Genomic DNA, 18,352 nt, shown 5'->3' with positions numbered 1-18,352 from the left:
GCCCATGAATCAAGCGATGACTTCCGTTCGCACGACGGCCGGCGCGCCGGCCGTCCAGTCGCTCAAGCACGCGGTGACGGCCGCCGTGCTGACCGCGATCCTCACGGTGCCGATCCTCGGCCTTCAGTTGAAGCTCGACGGCTATCAGGTCGTGCTCGAGGCGCACTGGCGGCCGGTCTGGATCGCCGTTGCCGCCGTGTTCCTGTTTCAGCTCTTCAAGCCGGCGCTGCTGCGCGCGAAGGCGGCCGTGCGCGTGCCCGCGGCAGCGCCGCTCGGCGCGCGCCAGCAGCGCGCGATCGTCTGGGCGCTCGTCGCGTTCGGCTTCGTGTGGCCGTTCTTCGGCTCGCGCGGCGCGGTCGACATCGCGACGCTCGCGCTCATCTACGTGATTCTCGGCCTCGGCCTGAACATCGTCGTGGGCTTCGCGGGCCTGCTCGATCTCGGCTACGTCGGCTTCTACGCGGTCGGCGGCTATACGTACGCGCTGCTCAACCAGTACTTCGGCCTCACGTTCTGGGAATGCCTGCCGCTCGCGGCGCTGGCTTCGGCGACGTTCGGCTTTCTGCTCGGCTTCCCGGTGCTGCGGCTGCGCGGCGACTATCTCGCGATCGTCACGCTCGGCTTCGGCGAGATCATCCGCCTGCTCGCGAACAACCTGACGAGCATCACGGGCGGCCCGGACGGCATCTCCAGCATTCCGAAGCCGACCGTGTTCGGCTTCGAGATGGCGCGCAGCGCGAGCGTCGAGGGTGCGAAGACGTTTCACGAGCTGATCGGGCTCGAGTACAGCGGCGAGCACGTCGTGATCTTCCTGTACCTGATCGCGCTCGTGCTCGTCTGCTTCACGCTGTTCGTGACGAGCCGGCTGATCCGGATGCCGATGGGGCGCGCGTGGGAGGCGCTGCGCGACGACGAGATCGCGTGCCGCTCGCTCGGCCTGAATCCGACGCGCATCAAGCTGTCGGCGTTCACGCTCGGCGCGTCGTTCGCCGGCATCGGCGGCGCGTTCTTCGCGGCGCGCCAGGGGCTCGTGAATCCCGAGTCGTTCACGTTCATCGAATCCGCGCTGATTCTCGCGATCGTCGTGCTGGGCGGGATGGGCTCGCAGCTCGGCGTGATTCTCGCGGCGATCCTGCTGACCCTGCTGCCCGAGCTCGCGCGAGGCTTCGCCGAATACCGGATGCTGATATTCGGTCTCGTGATGGTGTTGATGATGATGTGGCGTCCGCAGGGCCTGCTGCCCGCGAGCCGTCCCCACGTGGAGCTGCCGCAATGAGCGCGACGACGGAAATGTTGAAGGTGTCCGCGCTGCAGATGCGCTTCGGCGGCCTGCTCGCGGTGGACGGAATCGATTTCGACGTGCGCCGCGACGAGGTGTTCGCGATCATCGGCCCGAACGGCGCGGGCAAGACGACGGTGTTCAACTGCATCGGCGGGTTCTATCGGCCGACGGCGGGCAGCGTCGTGCTCGACGGCCATTCGATCGGCGGCCTGACGAGCCATCTCGTCGCGCGCAAGGGGCTCGTGCGCACGTTCCAGAACATTCGGCTCTTCAAGTCGCTGACCGTCGTCGAGAACCTGCTCGTCGCGCAGCATCGGCAAGTGAAATCGGAACTTCTGCATGGCCTCTTCGCGACGTCCGCGTATCGGCGCGCGGAGCGCGAGGCGCTCGAGCGCGCGGCGACGTGGCTCGAGCGGATGAACCTGACAGCGGTCGCGAACCGGCCCGCGGGCACGCTCTCGTACGGCCATCAGCGCCGCGTCGAGATCGCGCGCTGCATGATCACGAACCCGCGCCTGCTGATGCTCGACGAGCCTGCGGCGGGCCTCAATCCGCAGGAGAAGGTCGAGCTGCAGCAACTGATCGACCGGCTGCGCCGCGAGTTCGGCATTTCGGTGCTGTTGATCGAGCACGACATGAGTCTCGTGATGGGCGTCTCGGATCGCATTCTGGTGATGGAGCACGGCCGGCCAATCACGATCGGCAAGCCCGAAGAAGTGCGCAACGATCCGCGTGTGATCAAGGCCTATCTGGGAGAGGAGTGATGCTGAAGCTGGAGAAGGTCCACACGCATTACGGCGCGATCGAGGCGCTGTCGGGCGTGTCGATCGAAGTGAGGAAGGGCGAGATCGTCACGCTGATCGGCAGCAACGGCGCAGGCAAGACGACGCTGATGATGACCGTGTGCGGCACGCCGCGCGCGTCGAGCGGGCGCGTGCTGTTCGAAGGCGGCGACATCACCGCGATGCCGACGCACGAGATCATGCGCCAGGGGCTGGCAATCTCGCCGGAAGGGCGCCGCGTGTTTCCGAGCCTGACCGTGCTCGAGAACCTGAAGATGGGCGGCTTCTTCGCGAACCGCCATGAGATCGACGACGGCGTCGAGCACGTGTATCGGCTGTTTCCGCGGCTCAAGGAGCGCTCCGCGCAGCGCGCGGGCACGATGTCGGGCGGCGAGCAGCAGATGCTCGCGATCGGCCGCGCGCTGATGAGCCGGCCGCGCCTGCTGCTGCTCGACGAACCGACGCTCGGCCTCGCGCCGCTCGTGATCGCGCAGATCTTCGACATCATCCGCACGATCCGCGACGAGGGCGTGACGGTGTTCCTCGTCGAGCAGAACGCGCACAAGGCGCTGCAGGTCGCCGATCGCGGCTATGTGCTCGAGACCGGGCGCGTCGTGCTCGCCGATACCGGCGCGAACCTGCTCGAAAACGACCGGATCAGGGCCGCGTATCTCGGCGGGTAGGATGGCGGTTATCGCGGGCTTGACGTCCGTGAAAACCGTAAAGCGGGCGAACGCGCGTCTGCGAAAATCACAATATCGCGCGTTCGTCCGCATTCGCGAATTCATGCGAGTGTGCTTCAGGCTACATATCCGGAAATTCGCCTTGCTTCATGCGATCGGTGTATTCGTTTTAAATCGCTGCATCTTATCGGTATGCGAGTGGGGCGGCCGATGTCGCGTTTTCTGGAATCGATTGGCGCGTCCGGCACGACCGGGCGGCTCCGTCGCCGACGTCATTCGGATTCCTTTGCGATGCGCTCGTCGCGTCCAGGAAAATTCCCGGGCGACTTGTCGAAACAATCGACATTTCAATACACATTGGTCGCGACAATATCGATAAGCGACTGAGAAAAATGCTCACGGCAATCAATCCGCTTTATTCCCCGAAAGGTTTACTTTTACAAAAAAATCACTATGATTCCCGGGGCGTAATGACTTTGTCGGCTCGATCAAGCTGCTAAGGAATACGAATCGAGCTGCCAAGGTTCACAGTGGGATCGCTGCGGCCGTGTTCGCCGGCGAGGCCGCATCGGGCCGCAGCCGGTCCTGTCCGTCGAAACGATGACGTTCACCGATGAGGGAGGCGTTTTCATGGGCCCGATGGTCTGGCATAGTGCATCCGATTCGATCATGCGTTTGTTGGCTGTGCCGCTGATCGCGGCAGGCTTGTCCGGCGCCGCGCTCGCGGCGCCCGTCTATGTGCCGGACTTGCAGCATGCAGTCCGGCAGGCTTTCTCCGCGCGGCTCGGCAAGCAAGGGCCGGTCGCGCCTGACGTGCGTGGCGACGTGATCGAGTCGATCAAGTCGGAGCCGGATGCCGGCTGGGTGCTCGGCACGATCACGCAGGTCGTTTCGAACGACACGCCCGCCTATCCCGTCACGAAGCTCTTCGTCGCGCAGCGCGCGAAGGAGGGATGGGTCGTCGGTATCGAAGGCACCGACGCGTTTTACGCGCTCGCCGCCGCGGCGCCGGCGACGCTGCTTGCCGACGACGAACGCGCGCACCTCAACGCGGGGCGTGCGCCGTCCGCGCCGCAGCGGAAGGCCGCGCCCGCGCAGACGGGGCTCGCGCTGCCGTGGCAGCAGGGCACCGCGTGGTACTGGACGGGCGGCGCGCACGGCTGGAGCGGCGACAGCCGTCCGTTCAACTCGCTCGATTTCTCCGGCGGCAACGGCCAGGTGCTCGCCGCCCGCGACGGCACGCTCTACAAGAGCTGCGAGCGCAACGGCAGCGCGATCGTCAAGGTCGTTCACGACAACGGCTATACGACCACGTATTACCACATGGTCCAACTGACGCAAGCGGGCAGCGGCACGCGCGTGCGTGAGGGCCAATACCTCGGGCGGGTCGGCAACGGGCTGCCGTGCGGCGGGCAGACGACCGGGCCGCACGTGCATTTTTCGTTGAGTCAGGGCGGCAGCGACGTGCCGGTGAACGGCAAGACGATCGGCGGCTGGCAATTCTTCGAAGGGAGCAACGCGTATTCGGGCTATGCGATCCGCAATCAGCGGCGCGTGTCCGTGCAGGCGTCGCTCACCAACTACGGCGCCGACGACAGCGGCGGGCCGACCGAGCCGTCGCCGCCCGTGAAGGCGACCGTGCAGTCGCCGGGGCCCGTGAATCTGCGCAGCGCGCCGTCGCTGTCCGCGTCGGTCGTCGGCACGGTGTCGAACGGCGCGGTGGTGCAGCTCGCCTGCTATGCATACGGCGACACGGTGCAGGGCAACTGGGGCGCGACGCGGCTCTGGTATCGGCTCGACTCGAATCGATGGGTATCGGACGGATTCGTCTATACGGGGAGCAACGATCCGGTCGTGTCGGCATGCGGCAATTGACGGCGCCGACGTGATCGTTGGCGGCCTGGTCGGATCGGGCTGGTGGGCAGGCCGGGCCACGCGCTGCCCGGTCTTCTTTCGCTTCCCGCTGCTTGCGCGATTGGCGGCCCGACGCGTATCGCTCGCGGGCCATGTTCGCGCGAATCAGTGCGTGGTGAAAGGAATCGGCGCGACCGTGCGCAGATTGCCGACAGCATCGCGCGCCTCGATCGCCGCCTGCATTCCCGACAGCTTGAGACTCGTCTCCCGATACTCGCGCGCCGGCTCCGACTCGGCGACGATCCCGCAGCCGGCGAACAGCCGGCAAGCGCCTGCCGAGCGCAGCGCGACGACGAAGTCGCCGTTGCCGTGCGCGTCGATCCAGCCGACCGGGCCGGCATACCAGCCGCGATCGAAGCCCTCGTGCGCGCGAATGCGTTCGAGCGCGGCGGCGCGAGGGTGGCCGGCGACGGCGGGCGTCGGATGCAGCGCCGCGACGATTCGCAGCAGCGTCGCGTGCCCGTGCAGCGTCGCGGCGTTCGGCGTGCTCGCGGCGGGCGCGTGCTATGTGCCCGTCGACCTCGCGCAGCCGCCGGCGCGCCGCGCGCTGATCGAGCAGGCGGCGGGCATCTGGTCGAACGTGCAGACGGCCGATGCGGTGCCGCCGCACTGGCGCTCGATTCCATACGGCCGGCCGCTGCCGGGGCAGGCGTATCGCGTGGTCGACGACGCCGGCCGCGATGCGCCGGACCACGTCGCGGGCGAGCTGCTGATCGGCGGCGCGAGCCTCGCGCGCGGCTACCGGAACGATCCGGCGCTGACCACGGAGCGCTTCGTCGAATCCGATGCGGGCCGCTGGTATCGCACGGGCGATCGCGGCCGCTATTGGCCGGACGGCACGCTGGAGTTTCTCGGCCGCGCGGATCGGCAGGTGAAGTGCGCGGTCATCGGACCGAGCTCGGTGAGATCGAGGCCGCGCTGAGCGCGCATCCGCGGGTGGACGGCGCGTGCGCGAGCGTCGTGAAGGGCGTCATGAAGGGTGCCGTCGCGCGCCGCCGCCGCGCGCGCGGCGCGGACACGCGTGCGATCGCCGCGCGCGTCCGCTCATTCGGCGTCCGGCACCTCGATGACGAGATCGGATTGCGCGATCGCGACGCACGGCAGGATGTAGCCTTCGGCCTTTTCTTCGGCGCTCACGCCGGGCCATTCGATCCGATACGCGACCGAGCCTTCGCGCAGGCGGCACAGGCAGGTCCGGCACGTGCCGTTGCGGCACGAGCGCGGCAGCGACACACCGGCGAAGCCCGCGGCTTCGAGCAGCGACAGCGATTCGGGCGCGTCGAAGCCGGTGCCGAGCGGCTCGACCCGCACCCAGTGCGAACGTTCTTCGGTCATGCGATCGTGGACGGCGACGCGGCGTCGTGGTCAGTGAAGCCGCAAGGATACCCGATGCGGTCGAGCGTTTCGGCGGGCTGCGGTTCGTCCGCAGGGCTTCCGCATGAAGAGGCATGTCAGGCAAGGCCGAGGATGGAGTCACGCATAGCGGTATCCCATGCGGCGAGGTTACGGATGTTCTTCAGGCTCACCTTCTTGGGCTGCCGACTCTGAGCCAGCCGGGCGAGATTGAGTGTGATCTTGCGCAGACTGGCCATGTTGCGGGCGGCCAGGGTGTCGCGGATCAGGCTGGCATCCTCGCCCCACGAGACATCGAGGACCCAGTGCAGTTGGTTTTCGATGCCCCAATGAGCACGGATGATCGGAGCCATCTCAGTTGCTTTCACCGCTTTCGAGCTGATGTAGTAACAGCGCTCGGTCGTCACTTTCTCGCCAATCTGGCGTGTGCGCTCAAGCATCACCAGCCGCTGGAGACCCGCCCAGTGCTGTCCTGTCCCGCTCAGCCACGCCACATCATCGCTGACCCGGCAAACCCGGGTCTCCAGCCGCCCGTGGCCTTTGTCATGTTCGGTGTGCTCCCAGTACGAGCTTTCGAGCTTGCCGTCCTGGGCAGCCGCAAACCACTGGCGCACGCCTTCGGCCAGTCGCGGCTGATTGTCCTTGACCGCCAGAACGTAGTCGGCCCCGGCCTCCACGATCGTGCGTGCGATCTCGTGCTGCGTGCCGATCGCGTCGATCGTTATCGTCGCGCCCTGCAAATCGAGCGCGGCCAGCAATTCCGGGATCGCCGTGATCTCATTGCTCTTATCGGCCGTGCTCACTTGCCCGAGGCTCAAGCCGTTGTTCGAGCACCATGCCGACACCAAATGCAGCGCCGCATGCGTGCCGCTACGGTTGCCGCGCACCGCCTTGCCGTCAATCGCCACATGCTGGCCAGCCAGCGCCGGACACAGTTGCCCGACCCAGTCGATGAAGCAGCGCTCAAACGCTTTCGCACTGAGCGCGCCGAATACCCGGCGAAACGTATCGGGCGACGGCACGCCGTTCTCATACGCCAGATGGCTACGCAGCCAAGCAAGCTGCGTGCGGCCCCACAGTGTCATCGTCTCCCAGTCCTCCACGCCGCACAGCACCGCGCACAGCGCCGCAAACAGGATTTCCTGCAACGGATAACGGCAGGCGCGGCAGCGCGGGTCTCGCAGTTCGGCAAACGCGTCCATGATCGTTGGCATCTCTCGTCCGGCAAAAATCGAGAGTAAACCTGAGACGCCAAATGTTTACAACAACCTTTTCCGCTCTCAGCCTTGATTCATGGGGGCCTTCATGCGGAAGCCCTGGGTTCGTCCGGCGCGGTAAGGCGCGACGTCGCGCGTCGTGCCTGCCGACGGTCGATGGCCGACGGCTGGGCGATTGATGATCGGCGCCGTCCGTTGCCGCTCGCGGCTGGCGGTGGCGACCGACGACGGTTGCTTGTCGGTGATCAGTGGCCAGTGGCTGGCGATCAGCGATCAGCCGTCAGCGGCCGATAGTCGGCGACAGTCGGCAGTAGATAGCCGATAGTCGCCAACCGCCCGCGGCAATCACGCCTCCGGCCGCCGTCTACGCAAATGCCGATAAACGGTGTTGCGCGCGAGCCCGAGCTCTCTCGCGGCCGCCGACACGTTGCCGCGATGCCGGCCGAGCGCGCCGTCGATCAACGCGGCCTGATGGTCCTGCAGTGTCGCGGCGGCGGTGGGGACGGCCGCCGTCGTATCGGCCGCCGCCGCCGTCGCGGCCGTTGCCGCGCCAGCCGCGTCGGCGTCCGTGCGCGTTGCCGCCGCGTCCCGCGCATGCGCCGGGCAATCGAGCCAGAAATCGTCAGGCAGATGCTCGACGTCGATCTGCGCTTCGCCTTCGGCGAGCATCCCCGCCGTGCGCAGCACGTTCGTCATTTGACGCAGATTGCCCGGCCACCGGCAGCGCGCGAACGCGGCGAGCACCGCCGCCGACACCGCGCCCGGCATCGGCTCGCCGCGCGCGAGCCGCGCGAGCACGCGGGCGACGAGCGTCTCGAGATCCGAGCGCTCGGCAAGCGGCGGCAGCGTGACCGCCAGGCCGTTGATCCGGTAGAACAGATCCTCGCGGAACGTGCCGGCCGCGATCATCGCGCGCAGATCGCGGTGCGTCGCGCAGACGATCCGCACGTCCACCGGCACCGCGCGCGCGCCGCCGAGCGGCATCACCGCACGCTCCTGCAGCACGCGCATCAGCCGGACCTGCTGCGCGAGCGGCATGTCGCCGATTTCGTCGAGAAACAGCGTGCCGCCATCCGCCTGCGCGATCTTGCCGGGGCTGCCGCGCTTGCGCGCGCCGGTGAACGCGCCGTCCTCGTAGCCGAACAGCTCCGCTTCGATCAGCGAATCGGGCAGCGCCGCGCAGTTGACCGCGACGAACGGGCCGTCGCGGCGCGGCGACGCGTGATGCAGCGCCCGCGCGAGCCACTCCTTGCCGGTGCCGGTCTCGCCGAGCACGAGCACCGGCAGGTCGCGGCCGCGCACCTTGCCGACACGCTGCAATACGGCGGTCATCCGCGCGTCGCCCGTGTCGAGCGTCGCGAACGTGATCGCGTCGGGATTCTCGTCGCGCGCCGCTTCGGCGGTGCGCGGCAGCGCGGCGCGCGCCGTGACCGGCACGGCCGTGCGCTGCGCATCCGCGAATTCGCAGCGCGCCCGCACGCGCACGCCGGTGCCGAGCGTCAGCGTGATGCACGCGAGCGGCTCGCGCGCCGCATGCTGCGCGAGCTTCGCGAAAGACAGGCCGAACAGTTCGTCGCAACCGCGTTGTTGCAGTGCGTCGAGCGTCGCGCCGAGCTGGAATTGCGCGCTGCGGTTCGCCGCGATCAGCGCGCCGCTCGGGCTGAACGCGACAAGGCCCGCGAACAGCGAGTCGACGAATTCGTCGTGCGCGTGAAAGCGCACGCGCAGCGTGTCCGCGCATTGGTTCGCGAACAGATGGTTTTCGATCAGTTGCGCGGACATCTTCACGAGCGCGAGCGTATGCGGGCTGAAGCCGCGCGGATCGCCGCTCACGTCGAGCGCGCCGAGGATGCGGCCGAACGGATCGACGATCGGCGCGCACGAGCAGGTGAGCACGTGGTTCGCGCGCAGGAAGTGCTCGGCGCCGTGCACGGCGAGCGCCTGGCCCGCGATCAGCGCGGTGCCGATCGCATTCGTGCCGCGCGCGTCCTCCGCCCACGACACGCCGGGGCAGAGCGCGACCCGGTTCGCCTTTTCGACGAAATCGGCGTCGCCGATGCTGTGCAGGACCACGCCGTCGCGATCGGTCAGCAGCACGAGGCTTTGCGTGTCGGCGATCTGCGTGTGCAGCGTGTCCATCACCGGACGCGCGTGCGTGTACAGCGATTGGCTGCCGTCGATCAGCTCGCGCAGCGCGATGCGCGACAGCGGCGAGAAATCGGGCAGCTCGGACGCGCGCAGGCCGACCGACAGCGAGCGGGCATGCGCTTGCGCGAGCAGATCGACGCGGCTCGCCGCGGCGGGCAGCACGGAAGATTGCGGCATGACTTGTCTCCAGGAGGCCCGCCGGCGGAGTGCGTTCTCCGCTCGACCGGCGCAGCGGTTGACGTGGCGGCGCGGGCACGTCCCATCATACAAGCGCCGCGCGCGATGCGCGACCGCCAATCGAATTTCCCTTGCTTTTGGGCGCCGGCCTGCAATGATGGAAACAAGGCGCGCACGCGCCGCGCCTCGCCGGGAACCGGTGCGGAAATCATCCACGGTCCCCGCAATTCAGCATGCGCCGCGACATGCATCCGTTCGGGGAGAAATCATGGTTCGGACGGAACTGAGAGTGGTGGTGGCCGCGATCGCGACGTTCGTCATGCTGGCCGGCATCGCCGTGGCGATCCACGGATTGTTGTTCGACCAGGATGCCGCGCTGCGGTATGGCGCGGCGGCAATCGCGCTCGGCGTGACGACCTGCGCGGTCGCGCTCAACGTCTGGCCGAAGGACGAAAAGAAGTGACGAAGTGACCGGCGCTCGGCCGGCGACGCGGTCGCTGGCGCGGCCGCCGCCGTGTTCGCCGCATCGCGGGGTCTGATCGAGGCGCACGCCCGGAGCGGAGCAGGCGCATCCGGACGCGTGGGAGACACGTGTCGCAGACGCGGCGACGCGCGGGCCGCCTCCGGTCGAAGCGCGCGACGGAAAGCGCAGCGGGCCATCGCCCGCCGTGTTCGCAACTGCCCGAACGCGGCGCTTCGCCGTCGGGTCCGGCGTGCGATTCTCACGACGATTCGTCGTCCGATTTTCGGCGCAGAGTCAAGCCGATCTGTTGTCAATAGCCAGAAGAATGCGCCAGTGCATGCGCGCGCGCAGGGTTTTTTGACGAAATCTTGTGTCGTGCCGGAAAGCGACTAAAGTGAAGTCAACCGGAGCATCCGGCGGGCGCGAGGCGCCCGCCGCACGGCATCCTCTCCGGTCAGCCCGCACGTTTCCGGCCAGCGAACGCTTCCGGCGACGCGCGGTTTCCTGCATTCTCGAGCTACGGCAAAGGCGGTTCCGATGCAGATCCAGTTCACGAACGATGCGCCCGAATATTCGGGACGCGAATTGACGCTCGCGTTCATGGCGATGGTCGACGGCGAGCCGGTTCAATGCCATATCACCGCCGAGGCGCTCGAGGACCATTTCGGGGCCGCTTCGCCGCGCTTCGAGGACATGGTGGGCGCATTCGACACGCACCGGCTCCGCATCGAGGCCGCCGCGCGGCGCCTGCTGTCGGAGACTCGCGCGCAGTGCGTGGTGCTCAGAAGCGGGTACGTCAGGTTTTACGAGGCGAACGGGCGCTAGGGTCCATTTGATATGGAACGCGCCGACGCCGCGAACGAGCGCTGCCCGGGGGTAGCGCTCGTTTTTTTGGGTGCGCCCGGCAGGGCGCACTCACTGGGAGGTGAAAGTCCTCTACTCGCCCGGCAAGGGGAAGAGTTAGCCGAAGGCAAGGGTTTCCCGGGTGACTGGGAGTCTGAAGGAAGCTGGGAGGCAAAGCGCTGGCCTGACGAACAGGAAGCGGATATGAGGCGTAGCGACTGGGTAAGGTGTCCCAATTCACCGAAGCCCGAAACTTGCACCGACGTTGTTACGTAGATCCGACAGGCATAAGCGTGAAGGTGAGTGCGCAATACCCGGGGAGATCTGTTTCTGTGCTGGCGCGGTAAGGCCAGCTACCGAGGTCGAGAGGCGGCGGGACGCGGAAGCAGAAGTCAGCAGAAGGCATAGTAGGTCAAGGCGAAGGCGGAGAGCCGAAGAGGACCGGGACCGAAGGCCGGAACAGTGAATGCCGAGAGTAGGACGGATGATCTCGAAGCCTGTTATGGATGCAGAAGCGCTGGAGACAGTGGCCGAGCACGCGAGGGGTGGCCGGAAGCCACCGGGCTGCGTGCGGGGTGCGGAGACGGGCACGGCGACATCTGGGCAAACGAAATCGGAGGGCGACGCGCTGATGGAGCGCGTCGTGGAACGCGGCAACATGAGGCGAGCATACCGCCGGGTGCTGAGGAACCAGGGTTCAGCCGGGGTAGATGGGCTGAGCGTGGAAGGCCTTGGTGACTGGCTCAAGATGCACTGGCCGAGTGTGAAGCAGGCGCTGCTGGAAGGGCGGTACGTACCGCAGGCGGTACGCCGGGCGGACATACCGAAGCCGCAAGGCGGGGTGAGGACGCTGGGCGTGCCAAGCGTGGTGGACCGACTGATCCAGCAAGCGCTGCACCAAGTATTGCAACCGATCTTGGAGCCGACGTTCTCGGCGAGTAGTTACGGATTCCGACCGGGCAAGAGTGCGTTGGACGCGGTGCGTCAGGCGCAAGCCTATGTTCAGGGTGGTCGGCATTGGGTGGTCGATATCGATTTGGAGAAGTTCTTCGATCGAGTCAACCATGATGTGCTGATGGGCCGGGTTGCGAGGCATGTAAAAGACAAAGTGACGCTGAAGCTGATTCGCCGCTTCCTCGAAGCGGGGATGATGGCGCACGGCGTGACGCGTGCGAGGACGGAGGGCACGCCGCAAGGCGGCCCGCTGTCCCCGCTACTGTCGAATATATTGCTGAGTGATCTGGATCGGAGGCTGGAGAGCCGAGGGCTGGCGTTCTGCCGGTACGCTGACGACTGCAACATCTACGTTGGCAGCCAACAAGCAGGACAGCGCGTCATGGCGAGAATCAGGGCCTATCTCGAGAAGGTCTTGAAGCTGCGCGTGAACGAGGCCAAGAGTGCGGTGGCGCGGCCGAGCACGCGGAAGTTCCTGGGATACCGGGTGGCGGTGAGGTTGGGTCAAGCACAGATCCGGATTGCACCGGAAAGCATCAAGCGATTGATGACGCGGGTGCGGGATCTGACGTTGAAGGGAAGAAGCGGGTCCCTTGAGCAGACGATCCGGAAGCTCAACCCGGTCCTACGGGGGTGGGCAAATTACTTCCGGCTCAGCCAGCAGCACAAGCGGCTGGAGGGGCTGGACGGATGGTTGCGAAGGCGTTTGCGCTGCCTGATCTGGCGGCAGTGGAAGCGCCCCCGAACCCGAGAGCGCAACATGATCGCACTGGGCCTACGCCCGGAGCGGGCATGGAAATCGAGCGTGAACGGGCGAGGACCTTGGTGGAACGCCGGTTCTCACCATTTGAAGCAGGCGTTACCCAATGCCTACTTCGATGCACGGGGACTGGTCTCGATCCGTCGGACGGTGGATCGCCTCCAGAGCATTAACTGAACCGCCGTATGCGGAACCGCACGTACGGTGGTGTGAGAGGGCTGAGGGGGTAACCCCTCACCCTACTCGATGTTCATCGCAGAAAACCGTGGAGCCTTGTAGGGCGATTGCGTAACCTGACGCGTGACTTTATGGAGGTCGGGAGGAAGAATTGCTCGATCGCAAGGCACTTCAGGCACTGGGTTGCTGGACAGGCTATCGGCTGGAGCAGGTGGAGTGGCCGCAGGGCGATAGCCGCGCGCCGCGCCGCTTATTCCGCGCCGAGGTAGAAGTAGCGGAACAGGAAGATCGCCGCGATGATCCAGACGACGGGCTTCACCCGCTTCGCATGGCCCGTCAGCAGCTTGAGGCCGCCGTACGCGATGAAGCCGAACGCAACGCCGTTCGCGATCGAGTACGTGAACGGCATCAGCAGCGCGGTGAGCGCGGCGGGCACGGCCTCCGTCGCGTCGTCCCACGACACGTCGACCATGTCGCGCAGCATCAGGCATGACACGTAGAGCAGCGCCGGCGCGGTTGCGTAGCCGGGCACGACGCCCGCGAGCGGCGCGATGAACAGGCACGCGATGAACAGCACGGCGACCGTGATCGCGGTCACGCCGGTGCGCCCGCCCGCCTGCACGCCGGATGCGCTCTCGATGTACGCGGTCGTCGACGACGTGCCGAGCAGCGAGCCCGCGACGATCGCGCTGCTGTCGGCGAGGAGCGCCTTGTTCAGCCGATGCATCTTGCCCTCGACGAGGAGCCCCGCGCGGTTCGCGACGCCCATCAGCGTGCCCGTCGCGTCGAACAGCTCGACGAGGAAGAACACGAGGATCACGTTGAGGACGCCTGTCGACAGCGCGGCGCCGATGTCGAGCTTGAACAGCGTCGCGTCGATCGACGGCGGCGCCGAGAAGATGCCGTGAAACTGATTGCCGCCGAAGAAGAACGACAGGATCGTCACGCCGATGATGCCGATCAGGATCGCGCCGCGCACGCGCAGGTAGTCGAGCGTGACGATCGCGAAGAAGCCGACGATCGCGAGGATCGTCGTCGGCTTGTGCAGGTCGCCGAGCGTGACGAGCGTCGCCGGGCTGCCGACGATCACGCCCGCCGTCTTCAGCGAGATGATCCCGAGAAAGAGGCCGATGCCCGCGGTGATCGCGATGCGCAGCGATTTGGGAATGCCGTTGACGATCACTTCGCGCACGCGCAACAGCGTGACGAGCAGGAACAGGCACCCGGAGATGAAGACGGCGCCGAGCGCCGCCTGCCACGTGAAGCCCATGCCCTTGACGACGGTGTATGCGAAGTACGCGTTCAGGCCCATGCCTGGCGCGCACGCGATCGGATAGTTTGCGTACAGGCCCATGATGAGCGAGGCGAGCGCGGCGACGAGGCAGGTCGCCACGAAGACGGATTCCTTCGGCATGCCCGCGTCGCCGAGGATCGCCGGGTTGACGAAGATGATGTAGGCCATCGTCAGGAATGTGGTGACGCCCGCGAGTATTTCGGTGCGCAAGTCGGTTCCGGCTTCCGCGAAGCCGAAATACCGTTTGATCGATTCCATGTGGGCGATTCTCCGGTCGAGTAGTCGTGTTGCTGAATGCTTTGTGCGTTGTATTGCCGCGCGAGGCGGACGTACTGTAACCAGCCACTATTGGGCGGCTATCGGCGGATTGTAATAGCGGACATAGACCGGACGATATATTTGCGGCGAAACGCCGGCGACCCGGCTGCGTCGTCCGCGGGCTCCGTTTGGTAGGCGTTTGGTCGTCGTTTGGTCGGCGTGGCCCGGCGTCGGGCGCGCCACGCCGGCGCGCGTTTGCCCGAGGATCGTTAAAATGGACGCTTGCCGGCAGCGCCCGCGAACGGGCGTCGTCGATGCTCGCGCCGACGTGTCGCCCTTCACGAACTGGGGAGTACAGCTTGACCTCGATCGCTCGAACGGATCAACGCGTCGTGCCGGCGCGCGGCGAACCGGAAGCCGGCGTCGGCCATCCCGCATGGATGCCCGTCGCGCTCGCCGAGCAGGGCGTGCGGCGCTTCGGTCGCGGCGAAAGCAATCCGCGCATCGTCGAGTACAACGGCTGCACGAATCTCGTCGGCTATGACGACAAGGTCTCGTGGTGCTCGTCGTTCATCAACTGGTGTTTCTCGCGCGTCGGGATACCGGGAACGGGCTCCGCGCTCGCGCGATCGTGGCTCGAATGGGGGCGCGCGCTGAGCGAGCCGGCGTACGGATGCGTCGTCGTGCTGATGCGCGATCGTCCGACGAGCTGGAAAGGGCACGTTGGTTTTTATCTGCGGCACGACGAAGCGCACGTGTATCTGTTCGGCGGCAATCAGCGCGGCGCGGTGCGCGAGCATGCGTATGCGCGTTCGCGGCTGCTCGCGTATCGTTGGCCGGACGAATGCGGACCCGGCTGACTCGCTGAACGCGGTTCGCCGATGAACGATGCGCGCGACTCATGCGATGGCGCGCCGGCGACGCGCGCGGCTCGACCGCACAAACGCGCATCGCTGCGTTCGTTCGGCGTGCGGAACGTAATCGCTTCGAAAGTAACGGCGTAATGTGCGTTCGCGCGCGTCGTGACGGTGCGACGCCCCATCGTCGTGCACGCAGCGACGATTCCGAGCGCGAACGTAGCGTGCAGGCGAAACCTGCGGCCGCCTTGCCGGACGCGCGCGATTTCATGCGGATTGCACGGAAAGCAAGTTCGGCGGCTCGATGCCCGCATGATGTCGGCGCGGATCGCATGAAAAGAAAAAATGCATCGGCATAGGCGAAACGTTTTGCGGCCGCGCGCGCCGCCGCGCAGTCGCCATCCGGAAATTCCGTCAATTCCGCCGACATATGCGTTGATTTTAGAGATAGGCGTTCCTATTCATATAGGGAACAATATTTTTCTTTTTTATCAATGGGATATTGTTGTTTCGGGAAGTGTTGCAATAACGCCGGCAGTGTAAAAGAATGCAATTCGTCATCGCATTAACGCAATTTTCTCACTAGGATGGAGACAATGCTCGCGTCGGATGTCGTCAGGTGTCGTCAGGTGTCGTCGGGGATCAGGGAGCGTGCGCGAGCGTCGACGCATTTCGCAGTGGAAGCTGAAGGTGAGTGCTGGGGCAGGGCCTTGCAGGGTGTGGACGCCCCACGCGATTTCATCCGTCAATACGGAGGCAAGCATGTTGAACTGGATCAGCCGATGGGCGTTGCGTCACGCCCCCACTCCCGAGAAGAGCGCCGCGTCGATGCTCGTGACCGCGCGGATGGAATTGTTCACCGCCGAGCAGCGCGTGATCGACGCGAAATTGCAGGCCGACTACTGGCGCGCGCGCGTGTCGTTTCTCGAAGAGGTGCAGAAGCAGGGCATCGATCCGTGGGTGAGCGCGCAAACGCAAAAGACCGACGACGCGCCGGCGGCAGCCGTGCGCGGTGCGGCCGGTCCGCGTCTCGCGGCGAGCACGTAACGCGTCGCACGGACAGCTCGCGGCGCGCGGCGGATGCCGCGCCGCCGCGATACTTGCCGCGCGCGCGTTGCCGCGCGCTTCCTCGTCATTCCGGCTGCGTCGTTCATCGTTCGGGCGCTGTCGCTCAATCCATGCGTTGCGTGCGTCGGTTCGTTCGGAGAATGCGCCGAACCGATGTGCGCGTTGCGCGCCTGCCCGATCCGATCTCCGCTTCTTTGTGCCCATCACCACCTCCTATACGGAAGTGTTGCGACGATCGGTGGAATTCGCCGTGCATCGCCGCGCGCGAAAAAGCATGGCGACGGACACCCGACGATGCGCGTTGCCGATTGCCGCATCGAGCCGACGCGGCACGTGCGCATGCCCGCCCGCACCGCGCTTCATCGCGGACGCGGGCTCGTCAGATCCGCGGCGACGTCGAGCAGCCCGCTGACCATGCCGCCGATCCAGCCGCGCCGGCGCACGTACGCGGTCGTCAGCGAGACCTCGGCGGCGGACGGCCCGTCGGCGCTGAGCCAGATGCGTTCGCCGCGCGGGACGTGCAGCACGTCGCCCGGCTTCAGCCAGTAATCGTCGACGCTGAACGAGCGCGTGAGCCAGACGCGCGAACTCAGCACGCGAATTTCGGTGTGGCTGCGCGCAAGCCACGTCATCATCGCGTGCGGCTCGAGCGCGAAGTGCAGCGTCATGCGCGGCAACTGGATCGCGTCGTACCCATCGTGCCGCGTCGCATCGGGACGAAACAACAACCGGCTTGCCTGGTCCATCGTCTTCTCCTGAATAGAGCCGGCGGAAGGAGCGCAGCGCAATGAAAAAGGCCCCAACCGTTACCGGCGGGGGCCTCTTCGACATCCGATGTTGCGGATAGCTAACGCGCGAGTGCCCCCGGTGATACGCCACAACGGGCGTTCACTGGCGGGTGGGCAACTACTGCGGCGATGAGCATGCGCGTATCCATGCCGATGAGTTTCGTCATCCTTCGTTGGCTTGTCAACGAAAATCTTGTGACAAACGCAGCGCACGGCGGGGAGGGAGCGATACGGACGACGAAATACCTCGTCGGCAACAGGCGACCGCGTGCGCGATGACGCGAATTCGACGGGCAGGCGGCGCGTCGAATTCGCCGCACGTGGATCGATTGGCTGCGCGCGCGTCGACCCGGCGATTCAGCGTATCGCACCCCGCAGCAGCGTCGTGCCCGCCGACAACATCACGAGGTCGAGCATGAGGTGACGCAGCGGACAATCGGCGTCGTTCAGCCGGCTGCAGAACGATTTCAATAAGGAATCCGGAACGCAGACCGCGAGACCGACGCCGGCGTCGGTCAGTATGCCGATCAGATCTTCCGTGTTCATGGTCACGCGGTTCCGGGGATGAGCTTCAGGATCTCGTTGACTGGCAGGCAGCGCTCTTCGATCTCGAGCGTTCGGCCGTGCGCGACGATGCCTTCGGCAACCGCGAGCATCGCCGGATACGCGGCGCGCAGCAGGTGATTCGCGTAGATCACGACGCTGAAGTAGCGCGCGAGCTCGCTGAACGAAATCGCGTTGAAACTCGTCGGCACGCACGCGAGATACGCGTCGCTACGGCGCTCGCGAAACCGTTGCGCGAATTCGATGACTTCGTCCGCGTCCTTCTTGCGGCTGTAGATCATCACGCCGTCGGCGCCGGCCTCGCAATACGCGGCCGCGCGCGCGAGCGCGGCCGGCATGCCCTTGTCGAGAATCAGGCTTTCGACGCAGGCAATGATCTGAAAATCGTCGATCGATTCCTGGTGCTGAATCACGTCGTTGCCGAGCAGCGAATTTTTCTTCAACCCCGTTTTGTCTTCGATAATCACCGCCGGGACGCCGGATCGCTCGAGCGACTGGACGTTCAGCAGCCTGCTCGCGATGTCCAGGATTTCGATGGCCGGCCGCGCAGCGTCGAGTCGGTCAATGAATTCGACCGGAAGCCGTCGAACCCGGATTGCAGCACTCCGTGCGCAACATGAATTTTTTCGCTGATCATTGCGGAAATCGGGCTGTGGCTTTCAATGAAACGCAGCGCGCGCCCGCTTGTCAGCTTTTCCTTGAATGACCGACGTCTCTGTTCGTTGGTAATCGGCGCGCTTATTCATTTTCTTATTGGCACGATTTACTCC

The 18,352-nt window shown here is 65.9% G+C and carries 14 protein-coding genes and 4 pseudogenes; 10 read left to right on the top strand and 8 right to left on the bottom strand.

What is annotated here, in order from left to right:
- The first annotated feature begins 4 nt into the window (after positions 1–4).
- From WT16_RS20425 to WT16_RS20410, 4 genes are all read left to right on the top strand, one after another.
- A complete protein-coding gene (locus WT16_RS20425; protein WP_009916163.1) occupies positions 5–1,276 on the top strand; it encodes a high-affinity branched-chain amino acid ABC transporter permease LivM in 1,272 nt (423 codons plus the stop codon).
- Positions 1,273–2,046, top strand: a complete 774-nt coding sequence (livG, locus tag WT16_RS20420) for a high-affinity branched-chain amino acid ABC transporter ATP-binding protein LivG (protein ID WP_063534074.1) — start codon at positions 1,273–1,275, stop codon at positions 2,044–2,046. The genes WT16_RS20425 and livG overlap by 4 nt, the downstream gene beginning before the upstream one ends.
- Entirely contained in the window at positions 2,046–2,747 is a 702-nt protein-coding gene (locus WT16_RS20415; RefSeq protein ID WP_006027744.1) for an ABC transporter ATP-binding protein, read from the top strand. Before livG ends, WT16_RS20415 begins: the two co-directional genes overlap by 1 nt.
- Positions 2,748–3,347: 600 nt before the next feature.
- Entirely contained in the window at positions 3,348–4,622 is a 1,275-nt protein-coding gene (locus WT16_RS20410) for a peptidoglycan DD-metalloendopeptidase family protein (RefSeq protein ID WP_231892090.1), read from the top strand.
- 144 nt (positions 4,623–4,766) lie between these two features.
- Here the strand turns inward: WT16_RS20410 and WT16_RS32100 are convergent.
- Positions 4,767–5,150, bottom strand: a pseudogene (locus WT16_RS32100) (chorismate-binding protein); the annotation flags it as partial.
- 73 nt (positions 5,151–5,223) lie between these two features.
- Here WT16_RS32100 and WT16_RS32095 point away from each other — a divergent pair.
- Positions 5,224–5,624: pseudogene (locus WT16_RS32095) on the top strand (AMP-binding protein); the annotation flags it as partial.
- A gap of 81 nt (positions 5,625–5,705) precedes the next feature.
- Here the strand turns inward: WT16_RS32095 and WT16_RS20400 are convergent.
- The 3 genes from WT16_RS20400 to WT16_RS20390 form a co-directional block, all read right to left on the bottom strand.
- Positions 5,706–5,996, bottom strand: a complete 291-nt coding sequence (locus WT16_RS20400; RefSeq protein WP_015604086.1) for a 2Fe-2S iron-sulfur cluster-binding protein — start codon at positions 5,994–5,996, stop codon at positions 5,706–5,708.
- Between the two features lie 116 nt (positions 5,997–6,112).
- Positions 6,113–7,228, bottom strand: coding sequence for an ISAs1 family transposase (locus WT16_RS20395; protein ID WP_006029871.1), 1,116 nt, complete (start codon positions 7,226–7,228; stop codon positions 6,113–6,115).
- A 348-nt stretch (positions 7,229–7,576) separates the two neighbouring features.
- A complete protein-coding gene (locus WT16_RS20390; RefSeq protein ID WP_015603442.1) occupies positions 7,577–9,556 on the bottom strand; it encodes a sigma-54-dependent Fis family transcriptional regulator in 1,980 nt (659 codons plus the stop codon).
- A 268-nt stretch (positions 9,557–9,824) separates the two neighbouring features.
- On the opposite strand from WT16_RS20390, the gene WT16_RS20385 reads away from it, so the two are divergent.
- The 3 genes from WT16_RS20385 (at position 9,825) to ltrA (ending at position 12,753) form a co-directional block, all read left to right on the top strand.
- Positions 9,825–10,019: a DUF2964 domain-containing protein gene (locus WT16_RS20385; protein WP_015604119.1), complete on the top strand. Its 195-nt coding sequence runs from the start codon at positions 9,825–9,827 to the stop codon at positions 10,017–10,019.
- Between the two features lie 537 nt (positions 10,020–10,556).
- The gene (locus tag WT16_RS20380; protein ID WP_006027738.1) at positions 10,557–10,844 is read left to right on the top strand and encodes a DUF1488 domain-containing protein; all 288 of its coding nucleotides are present in this window, start codon (positions 10,557–10,559) and stop codon (positions 10,842–10,844) included.
- A gap of 502 nt (positions 10,845–11,346) precedes the next feature.
- Positions 11,347–12,753, top strand: a complete 1,407-nt coding sequence (ltrA, locus tag WT16_RS20375; RefSeq protein WP_082262312.1) for a group II intron reverse transcriptase/maturase — start codon at positions 11,347–11,349, stop codon at positions 12,751–12,753.
- Positions 12,754–13,003: 250 nt separating this feature from the next.
- Here ltrA and WT16_RS20370 read toward each other — a convergent pair whose 3' ends face one another.
- Positions 13,004–14,305 (bottom strand): NCS2 family permease, encoded by a 1,302-nt coding sequence (locus WT16_RS20370; RefSeq protein ID WP_063534071.1) that lies wholly within the window; start codon positions 14,303–14,305, stop codon positions 13,004–13,006.
- A 359-nt stretch (positions 14,306–14,664) separates the two neighbouring features.
- Here WT16_RS20370 and WT16_RS20365 point away from each other — a divergent pair, with 359 nt between their 5' ends.
- The gene (locus WT16_RS20365) at positions 14,665–15,165 is read left to right on the top strand and encodes a TIGR02594 family protein (protein ID WP_009914527.1); all 501 of its coding nucleotides are present in this window, start codon (positions 14,665–14,667) and stop codon (positions 15,163–15,165) included.
- A gap of 759 nt (positions 15,166–15,924) precedes the next feature.
- Positions 15,925–16,209: a hypothetical protein gene (locus tag WT16_RS20360; RefSeq protein WP_006027734.1), complete on the top strand. Its 285-nt coding sequence runs from the start codon at positions 15,925–15,927 to the stop codon at positions 16,207–16,209.
- Positions 16,210–16,589: 380 nt separating this feature from the next.
- Here WT16_RS20360 and WT16_RS20355 read toward each other — a convergent pair whose 3' ends face one another.
- From WT16_RS20355 to WT16_RS20345, 3 genes and pseudogenes are all read right to left on the bottom strand, one after another.
- Complete coding sequence (locus WT16_RS20355; protein WP_015603006.1) at positions 16,590–16,976, bottom strand: DUF2917 domain-containing protein; 387 nt, start codon at positions 16,974–16,976, stop codon at positions 16,590–16,592.
- A gap of 456 nt (positions 16,977–17,432) precedes the next feature.
- Positions 17,433–17,564: pseudogene (locus tag WT16_RS20350) on the bottom strand (thiamine pyrophosphate-binding protein); the annotation flags it as partial.
- Between the two features lie 2 nt (positions 17,565–17,566).
- Positions 17,567–18,219, bottom strand: a pseudogene (locus WT16_RS20345) (isocitrate lyase/phosphoenolpyruvate mutase family protein).
- Positions 18,220–18,352: the final 133 nt, after the last annotated feature.

Source organism: Burkholderia sp. MSMB1589WGS, from assembly GCF_001636105.1.
Taxonomy (GTDB): Bacteria; Pseudomonadota; Gammaproteobacteria; order Burkholderiales; family Burkholderiaceae; genus Burkholderia; species Burkholderia humptydooensis.
This window is presented reverse-complemented; position numbering and strand designations above follow the sequence as displayed.

What these genes read in the sequence shown, in the direction of transcription:
- WT16_RS20410 (WP_231892090.1), top strand. Translation starts at nt 3,348, where the DNA reads ATGACGTTCACCGATGAGGGAGGCGTTTTCATGGGCCCGATGGTCTGG.
- WT16_RS20380 (WP_006027738.1), top strand. Translation starts at nt 10,557, where the DNA reads ATGCAGATCCAGTTCACGAACGATGCGCCCGAATATTCGGGACGCGAA.
- livG (WP_063534074.1), top strand. Translation starts at nt 1,273, where the DNA reads ATGAGCGCGACGACGGAAATGTTGAAGGTGTCCGCGCTGCAGATGCGC.
- WT16_RS20355 (WP_015603006.1), bottom strand. Translation starts at nt 16,976, where the DNA reads ATGGACCAGGCAAGCCGGTTGTTGTTTCGTCCCGATGCGACGCGGCAC.
- WT16_RS20370 (WP_063534071.1), bottom strand. Translation starts at nt 14,305, where the DNA reads ATGGAATCGATCAAACGGTATTTCGGCTTCGCGGAAGCCGGAACCGAC.
- WT16_RS20395 (WP_006029871.1), bottom strand. Translation starts at nt 7,228, where the DNA reads ATGCCAACGATCATGGACGCGTTTGCCGAACTGCGAGACCCGCGCTGC.
- WT16_RS20360 (WP_006027734.1), top strand. Translation starts at nt 15,925, where the DNA reads ATGTTGAACTGGATCAGCCGATGGGCGTTGCGTCACGCCCCCACTCCC.
- WT16_RS20425 (WP_009916163.1), top strand. Translation starts at nt 5, where the DNA reads ATGAATCAAGCGATGACTTCCGTTCGCACGACGGCCGGCGCGCCGGCC.
- WT16_RS20385 (WP_015604119.1), top strand. Translation starts at nt 9,825, where the DNA reads ATGGTTCGGACGGAACTGAGAGTGGTGGTGGCCGCGATCGCGACGTTC.
- WT16_RS20390 (WP_015603442.1), bottom strand. Translation starts at nt 9,556, where the DNA reads ATGCCGCAATCTTCCGTGCTGCCCGCCGCGGCGAGCCGCGTCGATCTG.
- WT16_RS20415 (WP_006027744.1), top strand. Translation starts at nt 2,046, where the DNA reads ATGCTGAAGCTGGAGAAGGTCCACACGCATTACGGCGCGATCGAGGCG.
- WT16_RS20400 (WP_015604086.1), bottom strand. Translation starts at nt 5,996, where the DNA reads ATGACCGAAGAACGTTCGCACTGGGTGCGGGTCGAGCCGCTCGGCACC.
- ltrA (WP_082262312.1), top strand. Translation starts at nt 11,347, where the DNA reads ATGATCTCGAAGCCTGTTATGGATGCAGAAGCGCTGGAGACAGTGGCC.